This is a genomic window from Candidatus Magnetaquiglobus sp., assembly GCF_058402785.1.
This window is the reverse complement of the sequence record NZ_JBZVFG010000030.1, coordinates 1-19312: the sequence shown is the minus strand read 5'-3', so window position 1 is coordinate 19312 and position 19312 is coordinate 1. Positions and strand designations below refer to the sequence as shown.

The 19312-nt window shown below is 63.8% G+C and carries 11 protein-coding genes; 3 read left to right on the top strand and 8 right to left on the bottom strand.

Features of this window, described 5'->3' with window-relative positions; translation table 11 throughout:
* Window positions 1-56: 56 nt before the first annotated feature.
* The gene (gene smpB / locus ACV4UY_RS10855; RefSeq protein ID WP_491607613.1) at window positions 57-506 is read right to left on the bottom strand and encodes an SsrA-binding protein SmpB; all 450 of its coding nucleotides are present in this window, start codon (window positions 504-506) and stop codon (window positions 57-59) included.
* 133 nt (window positions 507-639) lie between these two features.
* On the bottom strand, window positions 640-1527 hold the full coding sequence (gene dapA, locus ACV4UY_RS10850; protein ID WP_491607612.1) for a 4-hydroxy-tetrahydrodipicolinate synthase: 888 nt from the start codon (window positions 1525-1527) through the stop codon (window positions 640-642).
* Window positions 1528-1745: 218 nt separating this feature from the next.
* Between dapA and ACV4UY_RS10845 the strand changes: the two genes are divergently transcribed.
* Window positions 1746-2837: an ISAs1 family transposase gene (locus ACV4UY_RS10845; RefSeq protein ID WP_491607611.1), complete on the top strand. Its 1092-nt coding sequence runs from the start codon at window positions 1746-1748 to the stop codon at window positions 2835-2837.
* Here the strand turns inward: ACV4UY_RS10845 and folK are convergent.
* Together folK and folB are read right to left on the bottom strand one after the other, a co-directional pair.
* Window positions 2782-3384, bottom strand: coding sequence for a 2-amino-4-hydroxy-6-hydroxymethyldihydropteridine diphosphokinase (gene folK / locus ACV4UY_RS10840; RefSeq protein ID WP_491607610.1), 603 nt, complete (start codon window positions 3382-3384; stop codon window positions 2782-2784). The two genes, ACV4UY_RS10845 and folK, sit on opposite strands and share 56 nt — an antisense overlap.
* The gene (gene folB / locus ACV4UY_RS10835) at window positions 3381-3746 is read right to left on the bottom strand and encodes a dihydroneopterin aldolase (protein WP_491607609.1); all 366 of its coding nucleotides are present in this window, start codon (window positions 3744-3746) and stop codon (window positions 3381-3383) included. Before folB ends, folK begins: the two co-directional genes overlap by 4 nt.
* Window positions 3747-4418: 672 nt before the next feature.
* On the opposite strand from folB, the gene ACV4UY_RS10830 reads away from it, so the two are divergent.
* Window positions 4419-4691 carry a hypothetical protein gene (locus tag ACV4UY_RS10830; RefSeq protein WP_491607608.1) on the top strand — a complete coding sequence of 91 codons (273 nt, stop codon included), beginning with the start codon at window positions 4419-4421 and terminating at the stop codon, window positions 4689-4691.
* A 16-nt stretch (window positions 4692-4707) separates the two neighbouring features.
* Here the strand turns inward: ACV4UY_RS10830 and ACV4UY_RS10825 are convergent, their stop codons facing one another.
* From ACV4UY_RS10825 to ACV4UY_RS10810, 4 genes are all read right to left on the bottom strand, one after another.
* On the bottom strand, window positions 4708-5898 hold the full coding sequence (locus ACV4UY_RS10825; protein WP_491607607.1) for an MFS transporter: 1191 nt from the start codon (window positions 5896-5898) through the stop codon (window positions 4708-4710).
* Window positions 5899-6190: 292 nt separating this feature from the next.
* Complete coding sequence (locus tag ACV4UY_RS10820) at window positions 6191-13972, bottom strand: CHAT domain-containing protein (protein ID WP_491607606.1); 7782 nt, start codon at window positions 13970-13972, stop codon at window positions 6191-6193.
* A gap of 44 nt (window positions 13973-14016) precedes the next feature.
* The gene (locus ACV4UY_RS10815) at window positions 14017-15141 is read right to left on the bottom strand and encodes a hybrid sensor histidine kinase/response regulator (protein WP_491607605.1); all 1125 of its coding nucleotides are present in this window, start codon (window positions 15139-15141) and stop codon (window positions 14017-14019) included.
* On the bottom strand, window positions 15138-18362 hold the full coding sequence (locus ACV4UY_RS10810; protein ID WP_491607604.1) for a response regulator: 3225 nt from the start codon (window positions 18360-18362) through the stop codon (window positions 15138-15140). The genes ACV4UY_RS10815 and ACV4UY_RS10810 overlap by 4 nt, the downstream gene beginning before the upstream one ends.
* Window positions 18363-18524: 162 nt before the next feature.
* Between ACV4UY_RS10810 and ACV4UY_RS10805 the strand changes: the two genes are divergently transcribed.
* Window positions 18525-19283 (top strand): uroporphyrinogen-III synthase, encoded by a 759-nt coding sequence (locus ACV4UY_RS10805; protein ID WP_491607603.1) that lies wholly within the window; start codon window positions 18525-18527, stop codon window positions 19281-19283.
* Window positions 19284-19312 lie beyond the last annotated feature (29 nt).

Below are 19312 nucleotides of genomic sequence, written 5' to 3'. Positions count from 1 at the left end.
CCCATACCTGCTGGCGGTAAAGTCCGCTTCACCGACCATCTGGGGGCAGCGTTCGCTCACTCCCCCTTCATGATGCGCCCTTTTTCGCGCGCCCATTCGCGTTCGCGCACGGTTTGGCGCTTGTCGTAGAGCTTTTTGCCGCGCCCCACGCCGATTTCGAGCTTCACCCGACCATCCTTCCAGTAGGCCTTGAGTGGTATCAGGGTCAGCCCCTTCTCCTTGGTCACGCCGATCAATCGCTGGATCTCATGCCGATGCACCAGCAGCGTGCGGGTACGCATGGGATCGTGGTTGTGGATATTTCCGTGGGTGTAGGCGGAGATGTTGGCGTTGAGCCAGGTCAACTCCCCGCGTTGGATCACGGCGAAGGAGTCGTTGAGATTGATCTTGCCGGCCCGCAGGGATTTGACCTCGGTCCCGGTGAGCGCCACGCCCGCCTCGAAGCTCTCCAGAATTTCGTAATTGAACCGCCCCTTGCGGTTCTCGCTGATCAGTTTGATGCCCATGGTATTCCGAAGGGACCGCCCAGGCGGCCAGTTTCAAGGCAAGGGTTCCGGATGGATCGGGGGGTTTGTTGGCGCAACCAATCCGGAACCAGGTCCGCCGCTGGCGTCGATACGCCGCGCGGAAAACGACCACCTACGCCGCCAGCAACCCCATCTTGACCAGCGTGGCGCGCACGATCGCCTGATTGTTCTCGGCCAGCCAGGTCAACGGCAGACGGATCTCCGGTTCGCACAGGCCGAGCATGGCCGCCGCGGCCTTGACCGGAATCGGATTGGTCTCGCAGAAGAGCTTCTGGTTGAGGTCGAGCAGAAACTCGTGGGCCTCCAGCGCCTTGGCGGCATCGCCGGCCTGCCAGGCGTTCCAGATGGCCACCATCTGCGCCGGCGCGACGTTCGAGGTGACCGAGATCACCCCCTTGCCACCGATCGACAGGAAGGGCAGAAAAGTGGCGTCGTCACCGGAAAAGAGGGTGATGGCATTGCCGCACATGCGCCGGATGGTCGAGGCGCGTTCCATGCCGCCGGTCGCCTCTTTCAAACCGACGATCGAACCCATGTTGGCCAGACGGGCCACCGTGGCCGGCAAAAGATCCACACCGGTGCGTCCCGGCACGTTGTAGAGCACCAGCGGGATTTGGACGCTTTCGGCGATGGCGCGATAGTGCTGATAGAGCCCTTCCTGCCCCGGCTTGTTGTAATACGGGGTGATGAGCAGGGCGCCGTCCGCGCCGGCCTGCTGGGCATGGCGGGCCAGTTCGATGGATTCGCTGGTGGAGTTGGAGCCCGCGCCGGCGATCACCTTCACCCGACCGGCGGCGGCCAGGATCGCCAGTCGGATCACCTCGCGGTGCTCCTCGTGGGAGAGGGTGGCCGATTCGCCGGTGGTGCCGCACGGCACGATGCCATGGACGCCGTTGGCGATCTGGAATTCGATCAGAGCTCGAAACGCCTCGCCATCGATCTGGTTGTTCTTGAACGGGGTGATCAGGGCCGTGAAGACCCCTTCGAAAAGATTGGACATCGGAATGCTCTCTCCATGAATCGTGATGCGGGAGGAATGAATCAGGGCCGTTTTGTCTACCGTTATCTATACCGGAATCCCGAGCGGGTCACAAGGAGATAATGGCCAGGGCAATCGCATTTGAAATTCACTTGACATGCAGGTGAAAACTTGCCAAGTGGTCCGAGGTAATCCACTCTGTTACTTTCGATAATTATCGAGTGGCAGAGGAGGATCTCATGGATGAATTTGCGAAGTGTTTCGATGGTTTGGATGATCCACGAACCGGTAATGCTGGACAACATGATTTGCTTGAGATCCTGGTGATTGCCTTGTGTACGGTCCTGTGTGGCGGCCAGACGGCTGTGGACATGGCCGAGTGTGGTATCGCCAAAGTGGATTTCTTTCGGGAGTTCTTGAGATTGGAACACGGCATTCCCAGCCATGATACATTCAGCCGGGTATTCCGATTACTCAATCCAGAACGTTTTCAAGCATGTTTTCTGACCTTTATGGCCCGCTTCGCGGAAGCGTGCAAAGGTGTCATCGCCATCGATGGCAAGACACTGCGTCATTCCTTTGATACGGCGACTGGCCAGTCTCCTCTTCACATGGTCAGCGCCTGGGGGCATGAGCAACGATTGGTATTGGCTCAGGTGGCGACGGACGCCAAATCAAACGAGATCACTGCGGTTCCAAAATTGCTAGAATTGCTGACGCTCAAAGGAACAATCGTGACCGTGGATGCACTCAATTGCCAGAGATCCATCGCACAGCAGATCGTTGATCAAGGAGGCGATTATCTGTTTGCTCTCAAAGGCAATCAAGGCACTCTTCATGATGATGTCCGACTGTTCCTGAATGACCCGGAAAATGGTTGCGTTCCACTCTCTGTGACTGATGGGGACCACGGTCGTATAGAAATCCGTACCGCAATGATATCGACGGATATCGGATGGCTTCAGAAAAATCATGCTTGGCCGGGTCTCACAGCCATCGGCAAGGTCGAACGGGTTCGTGAAACAGCGACCAAAACCACCACTGAGACGGCATATTACTTACTCAGCACTCCACTTTCGACAGAGCGTTTCGAACAGGTGGTGCGGGCCCATTGGGATATCGAAAATGGCCTGCATTGGGTATTGGATGTGGTCTTCAATGAAGATCAGAACCGTTCCCGCAAGGACAACAGCCCCAAAAATCTCGCTGTCTTGCGGCATATGGCCATGAACATCGTGCGCAAGGAGACATCCAAAGGCTCAATGCGCGTCAAGCTCAAGCGCGCTGGTTGGAATAACGATTTTCTTGCAACCCTGCTCGCTCAATTTTGAAATGCAATTGCCCTGAGATAATGGCCCGCAGCCGGGCGGTCGCGGTCGGATCCGGGCGCATGGATGCGGTGTGGCCCAAAAATCGGGCCGCAACCTGAACCATGGGTTCACCCAACAGCGGATGGATCAGCTCCGGTGCCAATTCCGCCAGGGGCACGGCCAGAAAATCCCGTTTGGGGATGTCCGGGTCCGGAATGGTCAACCCCTCCTGGTCGAAACGGCCCTCGCCCATCAGGGCGATGTCGAAATCCAGCGGGCGCGGTGCCCAGCCGGGTTGACCGGGTTGTCGTCCCTGTTCGCGTTCGATTTTTTTCAGCAGTTCCCGCAATCCAAGGGGTTCACAGCCACCCTCGATGCAGAGCGCGCCGTTGAGAAAATCGGGGAGTGGCGCATGAATCGGGGTATTGGCATCGACCAGGGCCGGAGTGCGGTAAACCGTGGAGATGGCGCGCACCCTGACCGTCGCGTGCAACCGGGCGATCCCGGCGGCCAGATTCTCCTCTGGGGCGATGTTGGCGCCAAAGGCAATCAGCACCGGGCTGTTCACGCCGGGGTGCGACGACGCAGGATGGTCACTCCGACCGTACGCGCGAAGCGCAACGCGCCTGGTTTTTCGACGCTCACCCGTGCCGCCTCGACCCGTGGATGTTCCAGGCAGATGGCGGCGATCTGTTCGGCCAGCGCCTCCACCAACCAGCAGGCCGAACCCTCGGCATGATCGATGATATTCTTCGTCAATTTTTTATAATCAACCGCATCGTCGATGTTGTCGCTCACGCCGGCGCGGGCGGTGTCGGTGGTCAACTCCAGTTGGATCACCACATCCTGCAAGGTGTGGCGTTCCCACTCCTGGATGCCGATGATGCAGCGCACCAGCAGGTCACGGATGAAGATCTGGTCACAGGCCATGATTCAGGGGTCCCGGTGGAAGAGTGACAAACGAGCATGATGGGGGGAGAGCCCCCTTACCCCGACGTGGCCCCTCCCTTGCGGGCGTTCCACGGTAAGAGCGACTACCGTCATGTCTGGATATCATACATGCTCTGCCGGGGGGCTCGCCACCACTTTTTCCGGCTCTGAACCGCATCTGTTTTGGAATGCGTCGTTTTTCGGCACCCATTCAGGACCCCCACTGTTGCAGAGGACAGGGGACCGCAAGGTCCCCGGCGGAGGTTCGAAGGCGGCACCTCCGAGGTTTGGCTTTTGACTTTGTGCTTTTGACTTTATGCTTTTTAGGGCGCTCTTCAAAAAAAGCGTTTTTTCGCGTTCTTTGCGAAAAAACGCTGCGCGCCGCCTTGGAAGGTGAGTCGTTTTGCGGTTTTGGCAAAACGACTCACCTTCGCCTTGCCCTGCTGCCCTGCCTTGAAACAGACTGCTCCAAATGCAGGGGGCTTGAATGGTTACTTACAAACTTGCATGATGGGAGGAGAACCCCCTCACTCCCCAACCGTGGACCTCCCTTACGGGAGTTCCACGGTAAAAAAGGCGAGAAAGGCTTTTTTGTAAAAAACGTATCAGAATCAAAATACTGGGAGAGGAATCTCCCGGACGCTCTCTTTGTTTTTCAACAATGAAAACCGCATGTTCCAGGCAGTGCCTGATTTAAACCGCGTCTATTTTGAGATGCGTCGTTTCCCGCAAGGCCACAGTGCAAAATACGAGCTTCGTTTCCAACAAACGGAAACGAAGCTCGCGAAGGCTGCGCGCGGCGCATTTTTCGCAAAAGACGCGAACAATGCTTCTTTGAGAAGAGCGCGCTCAAGTCAAAAGCAACGTCCCAGGGGCTGTGCCCTTGGATCCCACCAGGGGGATCATCCTCCTGACCCCTTGATCATGGAACGACGCATCCCGTGATGGGTGCGGTTTAGGTTTAGGACCTGGGATTCTCCGCTCTCGGACCACGGATCATCAACCAGAAAACGGCCAGGGCGGTGAGCGTGATGGCTGGCAGGGCATCGCGATTCAGACCATCCCAACCGCTGGAGGTGGCAATCATGCCGGAGGAGAGGGCGGTCACGGTTTGGACGCCGAAAATCATCAGATCATGGAATCCCTGGGCATGGGCCTTCTCTTCGGGGCGGTAGGTGGTGGTCAGGAGGGTTGTGCCGCCGATGTAGAGAAAATTCCAGCCGATCCCCAGCAACAACAGGGCCCACCAGAAGTGGGCCAGCGACTGGCCGGAGAGTGCGATGGCCCCGCAGCCGAACAAAAGCAGCACGCCGGCCAGCAACACGCGCGGCACGCCGAAACGGTGGATCAGGGAGCCGGTGAAGAACGACGGCACGAACATGCCGAGCACATGCCATTCGAGCACGAACGCAGCGTCGCCGAACGGCAGGGAGCAGGCTTGCATCACCAAGGGCGTGGCGGCCATCAGGAGGTTCATCACCCCATAGCCGGTGGTCGAGGCGAGCACCGCCACCAGATAGACCGGCTGGGTGATGATTTGCCAGATTGGGCGTCCCGGGGTGGCGAAGTGATCTTCGTGAAGGGGGGGCAGATCCAGCCGACCAAGCACCCACCAGGCCAGCAGGGTGAACAGGCTCAGCGAGCCGTAGGAGGCGGCGAACAGAGGTGTGATCAGGTCGCGAGTGATTTTGCTCAATTCCGGGCCAAGCACGCCGCCAAGGATGCCGCCGGCGAGTGTCCAGGAGATGGCGCGGCTTTTCCACGCTTCCGGAGCGACATCGGCGGCGGCGAAGCGGTACTGTTGGCCGAAGGCGTTATGGAATCCGGAGAGCAGACTTCCCAGGCAGATCAGCGTGAAGGTTTGTTCCATCACGCCGAGTGTGGCGAGCAGGCCACCGAGCAGGCCGAGAAGGGCGCCGAGGCGGAATCCCTTCTGACGGCCATGGCGCAGCATATAAAAAGATGCCGGCAGGGTGGCCAGCGCGGCCCCGGCCACGAACGCGGCCACAGGCAGGGTGGCCCAGCCGGGATTGGGGGCAAGGAGCAGTCCGGCCAGGCCGTTGATGGCGATCAGGGTGACATTGTTGAGGGTCAGCAATCCCTGGGCCAGGGCGAGAATGAGAATGTGTCGTTTCAGGTTGGATGGATTCATGGAGTCGGACCGGGAGGGGGTGGCGGGCAACGGTCTGGCGCGAAATTTTTTTCACAAAAACCGTGAAAGAACTGTTTCTTCAAAGACGCGCCTGAAAAGCAAAGTCAAAACGAAGAAACAGAAACACCTACAGAAACGAAATTGAAAGCCAACAGGAAATCACAAAGTCAACGTCACAGAATCAACGTCACAAAGTCAACGTCCCGGAGGCTCTGCCTCCGGCCTCCACCGGGGAACGAGCCGGTCCCCGGACCCCGGACGAATGTTGTTCAATCACCCCATCCACCACCCCTCACCGATACTCCCCCACCAACGCAAATCCCGCCCAATTGGCCGGATGGGCGTGCGCCTGCCGCACCAGCAACTGGGCCTGCCGCAACGCCTCCGCCTTGCCCATCCGTCCATGATAACGATAAAAGTGCTTCATTAGCAAAGCCGTGGCCAAATCATCCACCCGCCACAACGACGAAAGCACAGACCGCGTGCCGGCATACAAAAATGCCCGGTTCAATCCCAACAACTCACTGCCACGCAACTGCCCCAACCCGGTCTGACAGGCACTCAAGGTCACCAACTCCGCCCGAATCGGCAAACCCGCCACCTCACGCGCACTCAACCGCCCCGCCTCCGAAGGCACCACCCCACGCTCACGCTTCCCATGGCCAGGCTTGTCGCCGCTCGCCAGCCAAAGCGAGGAAAAAAGCGGGTTGATGTTCTGAAAATCCCCGTGCGCGGCAATGTGAATCACCGAATAGTCGCCAATGTGCTCCAGAATCCACCCCTTGGTGGCCTTCTTGCCCTTGAGCAGATCCCCCTCGGTGAAATGGCCACGCACACTCTCGGCCTCGAACTCAGCCATGGCCAGATCGAAATCCGCATCCCCCAGATCCGGATTGCCAACGGCCAATACCCGCCCATTGCCGACCTTCTGATCCATCGGCCTGCTCAAGGCACGCTCCAGCAACGCGGCGGAAGGCTCGTGAAAGATCGGAAAACGATCGATCAACCACCCCTCCGGAGCACGCAGGGCGGCAAACGCCAAAACATGCAACGACCGGTGCGGAATGATCCCCAGATGGGTCACCCCCTCCAGATCCTCGGCCAACGGCTCGATCAACCAACCATGCAAACGGGTGAGCACGCCATCCACCCGCGCCTGATTCTGCATGGCGTCCCGATAGACGCGCAGCGTCTCCTCCAATCGCGCCTCGCTCACCGGGACACGCTTGAAACGGGTTCCCGAAGCGCGCGAAAACCAAATGAACAGCTCCTTCTCGGTCACGAAATAACTCGCCACCCCCACCCCAGCAGGCAATACACGCTCCAACCGCTCCAACGTGACCGGCGCCACCGCCACCCGCGCCGCCAGACCGGGACTCCGCACCCTCAAGCTCACCAACGCCTCCTCGGCCTCGGCACGCCTGGCCCGATAGTCGGCCCACAGCTTCGCCTCCGTCCCCTTGAGAGCCGCCAACGCCCGCGCCCGCGACTCAACCTCCGCGAACATGGCATTGACATGCCTCAAACGGGCCTCATCCTCGGGATGCACCTCGATCGCACTGCCGGATGCCAACAGATCCTGGAAATCCCCGGAACGGGAACGCTCCAAGAGATCGAACGCCTCTCGCTCCCGACCGCGATCGGCCAACAGGACGATCATATCCCGATACAGCTCCTGCTTGTCCTCCAGAAAGCCATGCCGCAACGTGTCGATCTCCAGCGGCGCACGCAACCCCTCGACCACCCGTATCGCCTCGGCATGCCGGTCGAGTGCCTCTCCGTCCCGACCCAGACTCCGCAACGCCCCGGCGGCACCGGTCAACGCCCGCCAACGCACCTCGGCAAGCCCAATCGAATTCGACAGGTCCGCCGTGCGCTCGAACCCCTCGAGCGCCTCCCTGGCATGTCCCTGAACCCGCCCAAGCTGGGCCAACGCCAACCACCCCTTGGCCAACAGGATCCGATCCCCGGTCTCTCGTGCCAATGCCTCGGCACGGCGCAACGTGGCCTCGGCCTCCGGGAGCTGCCTTGCTTTCAACTGGGTGATGCCGATGTTGCGCAACGAATTGCCCATGTGATGCTTGTCGTGCCGCGCCTCGTCCAGGGCCAGAGCCCGCTGGAACGACGCCAGCGCCGCCGCCGTATCGCCGCTCTGCCGCTCGATCAGACCCCGGTTGTTCAGGGAGGCGGCCAGCTCGCCGGTCAAATTGCGCTTTTGGGACAGATCGATGGCCGCGTCCAGATGACGCGCCGCCAGCTCCGGCTCGTTGAGACTCCAATAGATCAAACCGCGACTGTTGGCCAACTGGATGGTCAAGCGGGGATCCCGATGCTTCTCCACCCACGGCTCGACCCGCTCCAAAGCCTGCAACGCCGTCTGGTACGCGCCGCGATACCAGGCGATGTTGGCCTCGCGCAACGCCACCTCGGCGCCCAACGCCCCATCCCGGCTTGCCTCGACCAGCCGACGCGCGATCTCCAACTCCCGCCCAGCCTCCTCCAGCTCCCCCATGCCGATCCGGGCCAACACGATCTCCAGCCTCGCCCGCCCCTCCCCGATCCGATCCCCAAGCGCCTCGTACAACCCCACCGCCTGCCCGAAAGCCTGAAGCGCGGACGCCGGACGGTACAAACGGTGCAAATGGATGCGTCCGAGCCTGGAATGATGTTCGGCCATGGCCGCCCGATCCCGACGCTTGCCATCCAGCTCCAACGCCAGCTCGAAACGGTGCAGAGCCTCGCCCGCCAGACCGCGATTCTCTGCCACCACCCCGCGCGCCACCTCGCCGGAGGCCAGGGCGCCCGGTCGCACACCCTCCCCGTGTTGCTCCCAAAGACGCATCGCCTCGTCCAGATGGGGCATCGCCGCCTCGTACCGCTCCTGCCGCGCCAGCAACACCCCGAGAACATGATGGGCATGGGCCAGGGGATCCCCGCGGGTTCCCGCCGCCTTCAAACGCTCCAGCCACCACCCCTGCACCTCAGCCGCGCGCCCATCCTCCCCCAACCCGGACCAAAGCGCCACCGCCCGGCCCGTCAACATCCCGATCTCTCCCTCCCGTCCGGCCCGTCTGGCCAAGGCCAGGGCGTTCTCGACGCGCCCGACCGCCGCCTCCGGTTTTCCCTCTTCCCGCAAACGTCCCGACTCGGCCACCTCGGCCTCGAACCGCTCCCGAGCCCCCTCCCCATCCCAACCGGCGTGGCCGGAAAACCGAAACGGATTGGCCCGTTTCTCCCCGCTCCCCTTCCAGGCCGTCTCCAGGGCCAACAGGGCCGGCATGCGCGCCAGATGAACCAGATAATCCCGCCACACCCGCTCCACCAGCTCCGGCTTCTCCCCCGCATCCACCAGAATCCCATGGGCAAAGCCGGCGCGCCGCAGGGCTGCCTCGAGCAACACCCTCTCGCTCCCATCCGCCAACGACGAACCGGTCACCAGCAACGCCCCATGCCCCTCGGCAAGCCGGAGATCGGCAAGGGAGAGCCGGATCCGATCCCCATCCTTCCCCGGCACCGGCAGGGCCAGGGAGGTGACCGGCAGCAGGCTCATGAAAACGTTGGATTGAATCAACACGTTCGACGGCTCCGGCTCCGCGCCGTGCACCAGGGGCGCCACCCGCCGGGGCGGCACATCCGGAGAGGGGTCGAACGCCATCCCCAGGGGGCCACTCGTGGCCAGCCGTCCGCTCCACACCCCACGCCGGGGATCGCCAACGACAAGATCCTCCAACCCGCTCACCCGCGCCATGGGAACCGTGGCCACGAGCCGGGCGATCTCCCCGCCCCCGATCCCCTCGGGCAGGGCCGCATGCAGCCACTCGGCCCCCGCGATCAGGGACCGCGACAACTCCCCGTCCCGTATCCGACCGTCCGCCTCCACCCGTGCATGACGGATCTTTCCCGGACCGGTGACCGTAAACAGGTGTCCCCCCGCCACGCCGGGCAGATACCGCACATACGGACGCCGCTCCGAGGTTTCGGCATACGCCGCGCGCGCCGGCTCGCGGGGCGACAACCAGCCGGTGGCCTCGGGATGGCGCTCGCGCAGCCCGGCGATCGCCTCTCGCCACCCCTTCCAGGCCGCCTCGCTGGCGGCGCGCTTGCGTCCCAACGACACCGCCTCCAGGCCGCGCAACAGCTCCTCGATCGCCCCCCGCTCCCGCTCCAGACCGTTGAGAAAAAACGCCCGCCCCAACCGATCGTTGAGCAGCAGCGCCAATCGCATCCGCTCCAGCCGCTCCCCTTCGGCCAGGGCCGCCTCCAGATGCCCCTCCCCCACCCGTCGCTCGATCCTCAGGGCGATCAACCGCTCATAAAACGGCGCCAGGATCCGCCCCGCCCCGCGCGGATGAAGCGGAGCCGGCCAGTCCAGGGCCCCCGCGAACGCCGCATCCAGCCGGGCGTTCCGGACCTCGGAATCCGCACTCCCCTCGGCCTCCAGCAGCGCCACGATCCACCCCCCCTCGGCCAGACCCGCCGTGGACAAGGTATCGATCTCGCCTCGCAGCCTCGCCGCAGCCTCCTCCTTGCCCGCCTCTTGGGCGATCACCAGCCGATTCAACTGGATGCGCAGCCGATGACTCCACAACTCCCGCGCCCCGAACCCCTTGTCGGCATGCAACAGCGCCTCGGCGCGACGGTAGAAGCCGTCGCAGCGCCCGCGCGCCGTCAGCCAGCCATGCCAGCGCGCCATCCGTCCGGCCTCGCTCCCCCCTTTCGGGAGCACCATTCCATCCAGCGGCTGGGCAAGCAGAAACGCCACGTTGGCCAGCGTGAAAAAAGCCAGCTTGGGTTGGGTTCGTTCCCACTCCGGGGCCGCCAGCCGGTCGGCGAGCAGCATCCCCCACCCCGGATCATGCGCCTCCCCGGCCAGGATCCGCTCCACCGCGATCTTGGAAAGATTATAAAGGTTGGCCCGTGAGCCGGCCTGGAGATGCAGCGCCTCGGTGAGGGTCAAGGATTCCAGAGTCCGCTCCCAGGCGGATTGAAACTGCTTCAACCGATGGTGAAGCTGGCCAAGCCGGTTGAGCACCACCGCCAGCTCGGCCTTCTGGGTTCCCCCCTCGAGCACCCCGCCCGAGGCCAACAGCGACCGTTTGCGCTCCAGATCCGCCAGAGCCTGTTCGGGCGCGTCCAGGGCCTGATGCAGGGTGGCCACCAGACCGAACAACAGCTTCTCCTCTCCGTTCTGATCGAATCCCAACGCCGCCTGGGAACCGTTCTCCCCCAAAGCCAGTTGCAGGCTGAACCACCCCTTTTCCGGCGGACGATCCTCCTTGCCATGTTTTTTCAACAACTCCAGACTCTGGAGATAGCCGGCCAAAGCGGCGCGCACCGCCTCGCGATCCACCGGAGCCTCCTCCGGGGTGGAGGCGGGCCGGGTGGCCTGATGGAGGTTGAAGGCGATGTTGCGTTGCAACAGGGCCAGATTGCCGGTGCGGTTCCCGGCCAGATTCATCTCGAGCGCCTTGGCGAATCCCAGGGCCGCGCGTGCATGCTCTCCCAGGGTCTGCTGGACCAGGGCCAACCGTTCGGTCAACTCCACGCGCAGCAGCGTCCGATCCGCCGGAAGCAGATCCAGGGCCAGTCGGTAGTATTGCGCCGCCTCCTGGGAGCGATCGGTCTTGAAGGCGCTCTCCCCCATCTTGCGATACAACAGTGCATGGGACACCGGGTCGGCCAGGGGACGCTTGCGTTGCGTCCAGCGCTGCCAATGGCGGAACGCCTCGCCGTGGTTGCGCATGGCGTGGTGAACATGGCCGAGATTCAACAGCAGATCCGCCTCATCCTGGGGTGCGGTGGCCGCGTCGGTCAGACGCAACGCGGCGGTATACCCTCGCAGCGCCTTTTCCAGATGGCCGCGCTCCCCCTTGCCGGACCGCTCGAACTGCTCATGCACCCAGGCCAGGGTCTGGTGATGGGCAGCCACGTCCGGCGCCTCGTCCACCACCGCTTCGAGCATGCCGATCAGCCGTTCGTGATCGAGCGGCTCCACATGGGTCAGGGCCAGGGCCAGGGCGTAACGGCGCGTCGTTGACTTGGGATCCTCCTTGAGCCACGATTCGTAATGGGCCACCACCGACGCGGCGCCCTGCATGCGCACCCGCAGGGCGATATGGACGCGATGGGCCTCCACCGACTCCGGATGGTCCACCAGCAGGGCGGTCAGCCTTTTGAGCGCCACCTTCGGATCCCCCAGTTCGGCCAGTTTGCGCGCCGCGCGCACCCGCTGGCGGATCTCCAGGGCAGCGGCGCGCCCGCCCTCCGCCTCGGAGATCCCCTGCACGCCGCGCCATTCGGCATAGGCCGCGGCAGCCCGATCGTAATCCTCCAGACGGATGAGCCGTTCCGCCTTCCAGCCGATGGCGCGGATCCGCTCCCGGAGGGTGAGCGCGTCGCACTTCGACAGCGCCTCGAGGGCGGCCACGCAGCGCTCCTCGTCGCCGTTCTCCTGGTGCAGGGTGGCGATGCGGGTCCAGGCCACCACGGCCAGCCGTCCGATGCCGGGATGCGCCTGCATCAGCGCTTGCAGCGACTCGATCTGACGGGGGAACTTCTCCCCCTCTTCGGCGAGCGCCACCAGGCGCGCCACGGCCCGCTCCCCCCAGCGGTGCTTTTCGCCCACCAGCCCGATCACCTGCAAAAGAATCTGCTTGCGTCCCGGCCCATCCCCCACCCGCTCCAGCACCCGAATCCGCGCCAACAGCACCCGCACGCGGGCATCCCGATCCTGGAGGCTCTCCAGACCGTTCAGCCGCGCCAGCGCCATGGCCGTGTCCCCACCCAGCAGCAGCAGACGACTGGCGGCGATGCGCGCTTCCACCCGCACCGCTTCGCTTTTGGGATGACCCCGCGCGATCCCCTCGATGGCCTCGAGCCCCTGGACCAGACGCGCCCGCGCCTCATCCGCCCCCAGTCGGGGAAAGTCGCTCGACATCGGCACCACCACCCCCTGGATCGCCGCGCGCGCCCCGGACTCCCCGCCGGCCCTTCGATACCGCTCCACCACCGCCAGGGCCCGATCCAGGGCCTCGGTTTCGAGCAGCAGGTCGAGATACTCCCAGTCGAACCCGAACCGTTCCGCCTCCGGGACGCGTTCGGGATTGAGAAACAGGTTCTCCAGAATCCGCATCCCCTCCCCGCTCTTGCCGGCGGCCAACAGCGCGAATCCCTTCTCCCGCGCGCGGTTGGGATCGGTGTAATCGGCCAGCAGGGTCGGGATCTCCAGTCGATGGATCTCCCCGTCGCGGGCGTCGCCGAACCAGATCGCCTCACCGACCACGGCGGGATGGCGCGGGGAGTCCCCGTCCGGGGTCAGCCGATACAAGGCCGAAAGCCCCTGCTCCGGGGTGAACCGGGCCATCCACACCGCCGAGCGGCTGTCATCCTCCGGGGAAACGCGGGTGAAGATCAACCGGTCCGGAGCAAGAAAACGGGGCTCCAGATCCCACTCCGGCCCCAGGGTGAGGTTCTTGAGGCTGGTTTGGTCCGCGCCGTCCCCTCCCGCGCGCAGGGCGATCAGCCGCCCCTCCCGCGAGCAGACCAGCCACGCCCCCACGGTTGGGGTGCAGGTGGAGGCCCCCTCCACCTGCACGGTGGCCCCGGACTCCCCGAGCATCCGCCGCAGCACCGCCACCGGCCTCCCCGGCGCGGCCTGACGGGTGAAGAGAAATCCCTTCCCATCCGGCAACCACAACGGACTCTGTTCGCCGAAGGCGCGATCGGTCAACCGCTCCCTGGACCTGGTTTTCAGATCCATCAGCACGATGTCGCCGCGCGGATCCTGTTCGTGGGAGACATACAGCAACCGCGCGCCGGTCGGATCGAGGCTCGGTTGTTCGTCGGCGCCGGGGTGGTCGGTGAGTTGTCGGGCGAGGGCGGTGTTGCCGGGGGTCTGTTCCTGAATCCAGATGTCGCGATTGCCGGAACGGTTGGAAACATAGGCCAGCCAGCGCCCGTCCGCGCTGACCGTGGGGGAGAAGTCGAAATCCGGATGGATCACCACCGGTTCGGCCTGGACAAGGCCGGAAAGCATTGAAATCAACAACAACAACCCGATCAGGAGGCGCGACATGGGGTGGCGGTCCTGTTCTCCGGGAGCCATGAGAAGCGCTCGGGTCACCGCCCTGGACGCGGCAGGGTGACGATCACGCTGGTCTGACCCGGCTGGCTGGCGTCCAGCTCCATCCGGCCACCCTGGGTCTTGATGGCCAGCCAGGCCGAATAGGTCCCCAGCCCGGATCCGTGCTCCTTGCCATGGGTGACGTACTTGTCGAAGAACCGTTCGCGAATCGCCTCCGGCACCTCGCCGGAGTTGGTGATGCGCGCGGCGCCCATCTCGCCGTCCGGGGCCAGGTGGATGTGGATCTCGCTGTTGAAGTTCGAGGCCTCGATGGCGTTGAGCAGCACGTTGTAAAAAACCGAATAGCAGAGCATCCGCTCGCCCCGCACCTGAAACGGACCGGCGGCATGGTCGCTTCCCTCCAGCGTGATCACGATCTTGAGACGCTTGGTCTGGATGAGCTTCTCCAGTCCGCCGGTGACGTGCTTGAAGATCTCGACCAGATCGCAATCCTCGGACCTGAGCTGGTAGGTGTTGTTCTCCATCTTGTAGAGATCCAGCGACCGGTTGATCATGTCGAGCATGATGTAACCGCTGCGTTCGATCAATTTGAGCAGGTTGCGCTGATTCTCCGTGTAGTTGTGATCCAGGAGCATGATCTCGGGCAGACCCAGGATCCCGGAGAGCGGACCCTTGAGATCGTGGCGCGACACCCGTTCCATATCCTCGCGGACCTTCAACGCCAGGCGCAGCTCCTCGTTCTTGCGGCGCAGATCCTCCTTGGCCCGCTGATGGGAGATGGTGTTGCGACAGCGGGCCAGCACCACCGAGGCGCTGCTGGGTTTGCGGATGAAATCCACCGCGCCAAGCCGCAAACCGACCGTCTCGTCGTCCTGGGTATCCTTGCAGGTCAGAAAGATCACCGGCGTTTCGGCGGTGCGGGGATCCTCCTTCAACCGCCGGCACACCTCGTAGCCGTCCATGCCGGGCATCAGGATGTCCAACAGGATCAGATCCACCCCGCCCTCGGCGGCAATGGGCAGCACCAGTTCGCCGCGAATCGCCACCTTGACGAAAAAGTGTTGATCCAGCGCCGCCTTGATCACCTTGATCTGATCCGGTTGGTCATCGACCAGCAGAATCGTCCCCTCCTTGACCGTACCGCCGTTCACCGTGTTCATGTCCCGCACTCCTCGTCCGGTCGCAAGGGGATCCCGGCCTCCTCGGCCCACGCCCACAGGTGGCGCAGACAGGCCTGGAAATCATAACCATCCAACAACGTTTTCAACACCCGCAGGCTCTCCCGGTCCGCGTCGGTGCCCACCAGGGAGCGCATCGCCTCGATCACCTTCTCGGCATCCGAATCGAAATGGCGAAACATCCGCTCCGCCTTGGCGAACAAAGGCGCCAACCCCTCCCTGTCGCTCCCGCCATCCCGCTCGCCGCGCTCCTCCCCTTGGACAGGAGGTTCGGGGAAAGCGTTCCGGATCGTCTGTAATACCTTTTCCAGTTCGACCCCGGCCCGCTCCAACAGCGCCGAAACCCCCTCCGAACCGATCTCCCCCCCTTCGCGGGCGGCATGCTCGATGGCCTGGGCGCTTCCGCTCAACCCGGCGGCACCGATGGTGGCCGCGATCCCTTTCAGGGTATGGGCGGTCCGTTCCAGCTCCGACCACGCCCCGGCATCGGCCTGCCGCGCCATCACCCGGCACGCCTCCCCCTGATTGTGGACAAACCGGCCCAGAATGTCCAAATAAAGCCCGGCGTTTCCCCCCATGATCCGCAAGGCGGAAGCGGTGTCAAGTCCCGGCAGCTCCGGCAGCGGCGTCATGTCCGGCCCGACCGTCGCCGGCACCACCACCGGCTCCTCCACCAGCCGCGAGGTGTCCGGGCGGATCCACTTGGCCAGCACCGCGTAGAGGATCTCCGGATCGATCGGCTTGGCGATGTGGTCGTTCATCCCCGCCGCCAGACAGGCCTCCTGATCCTGCACCATGGCATTGGCGGTCATGGCGATGATCGGCATGCGCGCCGCCCACGACCCTTCGCGCCGGATGGCGCGGGTGGCGTCGAGTCCATCCATCTCCGGCATTTGCAGATCCATCAGAATGCCGTCGAAGTGGTCCCGTGTCGCCCGTTCCACCGCCAGACGACCGTTCTCCACCACGGTCACCGCCACCCCGACCCGGGCCAGAAGCTCGCGGGCCACCTGTTGGTTGAGTTCGTTGTCCTCGGCCAGCAGCAGATGGGCCCCGGCGATCTGACGCACCACGGCGTTGTCGCCCAGCCGCAAGCGGTGCCGCGACTTCTCGGTGGGTCGGTCGAAACCCCGCATCACCGCCTCGAACAGATTGCCGCGCGTCACCGGTTTTTCCAGGATGCCATCCAGTCCGTCGCTCTCCCCGAGACGCGACTCGAGCACCTCGAACCCCTGCTCGGCCACCACCAGCACCACCGGAACGGACCCCTCGGGCGCCTGGTTCTTGATGGCCCAGGCCAGTTCCACGCCATCGCCATCCGGGAGCAGCCGGTCCACCAGCACCAGCGCGAAGGGTTCACCCTCCTGCCGGGCCCAGCTCAAGGCCTCCATGGCCATCGCGCCATCGCGCCCCTCGGAGACCGTGAAACCGAACGATTCCAGACCACCGGCCAATACCGACCGGGTGGCATCATGATCCTCCACCACCAGAACCGCCAGTCCGGCCAGATCGCCGATCTGGGCCCGATAATCTTCCGTGACCCGGCTGGCCCGCTTGAAGCGTGCCGTGAAGGTGAAGCAACTCCCCTCACCCGGAACGCTCTTCACCTCGATCGCGCCGCCCATCATCTCCACCAGCCGCCTGGAGATCGCCAATCCCAACCCGGTGCCGCCATGTTTGCGGGTGGTGGAGCTGTCCGCCTGGCTGAACTCCTGGAAAAGTCGGCTCACCTGCTCGCCGGTCAGGCCGATGCCGGTATCGCGCACGGAGAACTGCATCAACCAGTCGCTCTCCCCTTCCACCAGCACCCGCGTGGCGATCACCACCTCCCCGCGTTCGGTGAACTTCACCGCGTTGTTGGCCAGATTGGTCAACACCTGACCCAACCGGAACGGATCTCCCACCAGATGGCTCGGCGCCTTCGGATCGGCATCCAGCAAAAGCTCCAGATCCTGCTCCAGGGCCTTCACCCCGATCACCGCCAGCACGCCATCCAGAACCTCCTCGAGTTCGAACTCCACCGACTCCATTTCGACGCGGCCCGCCTCGATCTTGGAGAAATCCAGGATGTCGTTGATCAACCGCAACAGCGAGTTGGCCGCGCTGTGCACCTTGAACAGGTAATCCCGCTGCTTGTCGGTCAGCCCGGTCTGCAAACAGAGGTGGCTCAGACCGATGATGGCATTCATCGGCGTGCGGATCTCATGGCTCATGTTGGCCAGAAAGGCGCTCTTGGCCTGGGTAGCCAGCTCGGCGCTCCGTCTGGCCTTGCTCAGCTCCTCCTCCTGCTGACAGCGGATGATCAGACCCGCCAGGGTGTTGACCACCGGTTTGAGCAGATTGGTGTTCTCCTCGGTGAAGAGGTAGCCGGCATCCATCTTCAGATTCAGCACCCCGATCAGCCGTTCGCCGCCGATGATCGGAAAGCAGTGATCCCCGTGATCGCTCATGCCGTAGTAGGTGATTTCGTGCCGGGCGTCCAGACGCGTGGCATGCACCGTTTGCCGCGACCGGGCCGCCCGTCCGCACAGACAGTACCCATCCGGCACGCGCGCGCACCGTTCCAGAAGCGGCTCGGGCAGTCCGCGCTGCGCCGCCAGATGCAGCTCATGCCGCTCCTCGTCCCACAGAAAGATCGCCCCGGCCTCGATCGGACTGTCCAGCCAGGGAATCGAGGTGATCAGCAACACCGCCTGATCGAGCTGCTCGCGCAACGACAACGCCTCCAACGAGTCGAACAGCAGCCGGTTGATCACCGCGCGCACCTGTCCCTGTTGTTCCAGGTACTCGTTCTGACGGGTCAGCCTGCTGGACTGATCCAGCATTTTCTTGAGCAGGGTGTATTGTTTGCGGTTGGTATCCTTGAGGGAGTCCCGCTCCCGCGACCAGGCTTGCTGGCGCTCTTCCTCGTCCCGTTCGCGCTTGCGGCGCGTCCGGTCGAAGTGGTGCAGCGCCCCGGCGCCCGCCAGCAGCACGAACAGATGGAGCACCCAGGATTCGGTGCGCAGGGTGGCGACATCGACGCTCCGGGTGCCGATGGGGCCCTCGCCGGCGTGACGCCCATGGCTCCCGTCGTCGGCCAGATCCAGGACGCGCAGATTCCACGCCAGCGAGGCGGCCACCGCCAGCAGCCACAACAGGCCGGGCAGATACGCGCGCGAACGTGCAAACGAAACGATGCGATCCAGAAACGATTGACTCATGACCACGCCATGGGAATGATAAGGATCACCCTTGCCAAAGAGGCATCATTCAAGGGATCGTCTATCATACGTGAGATCCGAAGCGATTGCATGCATTTCTCTTGATGCGGCGCCGGCCATTTTTTCGTCAACCTGTTCACGTCATCGATCCAGGAGCCACCCATGCACTTGGCCAACCGCCTGATCCTGGTCACCCGCCCCCAACCCGGCGCCGCGGAGACCGCCCGGCAGATCGAACGGTGGCACGGTCAGGCCCTTCTGGCCCCGCTCACCGCCATCCAGCCGGTCGGGGATCCCGCCCCGCTGCGCGACGCCCTGAGCCGGCTGCACACCTACGATGCCCTGCTCGTCACCAGCGCCAACGGCGCCCGCGCCTTGAGCGCCGCGCTCCCGGACGGCATCATTCCGCCCCCGCTCTTTGCCGTGGGGCAGAAAAGCGCCAACGTGCTGCACGAGCGGGGCTGGATGGTGAATGTGCCGGACCAGGCCGAAGGGGGAGGGAAACTGGGGGAAACACTGCTGGAACGACTGCCCGACGCGCGACGCCTGCTTTTCCTGCGCGCCGAGGAGGGACGGGAGGAGTTGATCAACCTGTTGACCGCCCAGGGCAGAACGGTCGATACCGTCGCGGTCTATCGGAGCGTGGCCGCGGAACGCCTGCCCGACGCGGTGCTGGAGCGGCTCCCGGAGGTGGCGGCCATGTTGGTGTTCAGCCCGCGCGGGGCCGGGATCCTGCTCGATCTCTTGCCCGACGGCCCGCCGCCCGGCTGCGTGCTGGCGGCCTTGAGCCCCCTGACCGCCGAGGTTCTCACCCGGCGCGGAGCCGGAGTCGCCGTCGTTCCACCCCTGCCCACCGGCGAGGCCCTGTTGCGCGCCCTGAACGACTACTGGAGCAGCAGGGCAATTGCATTTCAAAATTGAGCGAGCAGGGTTGCAAGAAAATCGTTATT